Origin of the sequence: Polaribacter sp. IC066, assembly GCF_007997085.1 — a bacterium.
GTDB lineage: Bacteria > Bacteroidota > Bacteroidia > Flavobacteriales > Flavobacteriaceae > Polaribacter.
Window position 1 is genome coordinate 1 of sequence record NZ_VORR01000114.1, and the last position, 2,468, is coordinate 2,468.

The window sequence follows — 2,468 nt, forward strand, 5'->3', positions numbered from 1 at the left end:
TAACACCGTATAAAAATAATTGCTAAATTAGTGCTTTACCAAAGGTAGTTGCATTTTTGCGTACTGCTGAATTTCCGTTGGAAATTCCTCGCACACAAAACCGCAACTATTCTTATACAAACACGTTGTACACCATTTGAAAAAAAATGAGAAACTTAATTTACATTTTAATAATTACAATATTCTTTTCTTGTAACAAAAAGTCAGGAGAATTAGATTTATGTGGTTTAGGGGTTCTTAAGCCATATTATCTGACTGGTCTTGATTACAAAGGAGGAATGTATGCTATTAAAGAAAAATATAAACAAGAATATATTCCTGTAAAAAAAGGAAAAAACTCTGGAATAGTAAAGATTCGTTTTGATGTTAATTGTAAAGGAGAAACTGGAAATTTTGAATTTGAAACTTATAATTTAAATTATGAATCAACAACTATAAACAATTCCATTGTTAATCAAACAGTTTTAATTGCAAGAAAATTAAATAATTGGATTCCTGGAACTGATGATGATAATGAAAGTATTAATTCATTTAAATTTTTAGCAATAAAAGTAATTAATGGCGAAATTAAAGAAATATTACCAAAATGATAAAATGGATTAAACGTATCATACTTGGACTTTTAAGTTCAGTTCTAATAGTAATTTTACTTTTTGTTATAATTAAACCAAAACCATATTATGTAATTAATTATTTAATTGGTTCACAAATGCAATGGTTTGGTTATGATAAAGAAGGAAATGAAATGATTGAAAAATCAATAAAAAAACTAAAGAACTTTAGTGCTTCACAATATCATTCAGCTTCTGTTCAAAACACGAAAAATGGTAATTATAACAAAGCTATTGAATATTTAGACAAAGCATCGGAAATGGAGCCAAAAGAAGTTGATGGCTATTATGGTTGGTTATTACTTTACTATTACAGAGATTATGAAAAAGCTTTATTTCACTTGAATAGATATGATGCCTTTAGTCCAAATTTTGTTGATTATCCCCAAGGAGATAATATACTTTTCACAAAAGCCTTATGTCATAAGGGGTTAGGACAATACAATAAAGCTCTCGATTTATTTGACAAAGCAATCCTATCTGAATTAGAAAAACACGATGAAAGTTGGATTTCTCATCAAATTTATTATCAGAAAGCGAGAACTTTACATTTATTGGGGGAACATAAAAAAGCTATTGAATATTACGACAAAACAATTAAGTTGTGGGACAAAAGTGCTGAATCGTTTTATTATAAAGGTCTTGCTCAAATCGAAATTAATGACTCATTAGTTGGGCGTAAAAATTTGAATATAGCATTGGATTTAGTGACAAAAGGCTATAAAACTTCCGATAGTTATGTTGCATTATTTGATGAAGTTTATAAAATGGAAATTGAAAAAACAATTAATGACCTTTAGAAAAAAAAACGGTGTACAACACCGTATATAATTTATTGCTAGTTCTAGCCTACTTACGAAAGTCCTCGCGGACTTTCTTGGTCGGTAATTATTTACTAAATTGGTTGCTTGAAACACGCAACAAACCATATACAACAACGTTGTACCCAATTAAAAACCAAGCATAAAGCAGAATGAATTATATAGAACCACAACCTTTTTTAAGGTCTTTTACTTGTCCACATTGTGGAACACTTTCCAAGCAAGAATGGAGAAAATTAGATTGGGAATCTCAAAGAGGACATCATCACGATGAAGAATACCCAATTAGAATTGGAACTTGTGACCATTGCTTTGATAGCACGTTATGGGTTTTTGACTTATTACTATATCCTGACAATGGAAACGCACCTTTTCCAAACCCTGAAATGCCTGAAAATGTATTAAAACTATATAGAGAAGCAGCTTCAATACATTCGAAATCACCACGTGGAGCATCAGCACTATTAAGATTAGCGATTCAAGTGTTGACTAAAGAATTAGGAGAAGAAGGAAAAAACATAAATACAGATATTGGAAATTTAGTTAAAAAAGGACTTCCAACAATTGTTCAACAGTCATTGGATATTGTTAGAGTTACAGGAAATGATGCAGTTCATCCTGGACAAATTGATACTGATAATCCAGAAACTGTTGGACAACTTTTCAAATTAGTAAATGTAATAGTTGAATATATGATTGATTTACCCAAAAGAGTTGGCGGAATTTATGAAAGTTTACCAGACGGAAAGAAAAATGGAATTGAACAAAGAGATAAAAAATAACTGGGTACAACACCGTATAAAAATAATTACGGTTTAGTGCTTAATCAAAGGTCGTTGCGTGTTTGTTACGTCTGAATTTCCTTCGGAAATTCCTCGCATACAAACCCGCAACTATCCTTATACATAAACGTTATGTTTCATTGCTCGGGAAAATCTAAAGGCTAACTAAAGTTGAATGAAAAACAAGAATTTAAACTATATAACATCTGAATTCTTGCCAGCATGTTGAATAGAAAATCTCTGCGGAATTTGAA

Annotated in this window: 3 protein-coding genes; all 3 read left to right on the plus strand. The window is 30.4% G+C overall.

Annotation, left to right across the window (positions count from 1 at the left end; translation table 11 throughout):
* Positions 1-146 precede the first annotated feature (146 nt).
* The 3 genes from ES044_RS18090 (at position 147) to ES044_RS18100 (ending at position 2,214) form a co-directional block, all read left to right on the plus strand.
* Positions 147-590, plus strand: coding sequence for a hypothetical protein (locus ES044_RS18090; RefSeq protein WP_147120750.1), 444 nt, complete (start codon positions 147-149; stop codon positions 588-590).
* The gene (locus ES044_RS18095) at positions 587-1,411 is read left to right on the plus strand and encodes a tetratricopeptide repeat protein (protein WP_147120751.1); all 825 of its coding nucleotides are present in this window, start codon (positions 587-589) and stop codon (positions 1,409-1,411) included. The genes ES044_RS18090 and ES044_RS18095 overlap by 4 nt, the downstream gene beginning before the upstream one ends.
* A 173-nt stretch (positions 1,412-1,584) precedes the next feature.
* The gene (locus ES044_RS18100; protein ID WP_147120752.1) at positions 1,585-2,214 is read left to right on the plus strand and encodes a DUF4145 domain-containing protein; all 630 of its coding nucleotides are present in this window, start codon (positions 1,585-1,587) and stop codon (positions 2,212-2,214) included.
* The last annotated feature ends 254 nt before the right edge of the window (positions 2,215-2,468 follow it).

What these genes read in the sequence shown, in the direction of transcription:
- ES044_RS18090 (WP_147120750.1), top strand. Translation starts at nt 147, where the DNA reads ATGAGAAACTTAATTTACATTTTAATAATTACAATATTCTTTTCTTGT.
- ES044_RS18100 (WP_147120752.1), top strand. Translation starts at nt 1,585, where the DNA reads ATGAATTATATAGAACCACAACCTTTTTTAAGGTCTTTTACTTGTCCA.
- ES044_RS18095 (WP_147120751.1), top strand. Translation starts at nt 587, where the DNA reads ATGATAAAATGGATTAAACGTATCATACTTGGACTTTTAAGTTCAGTT.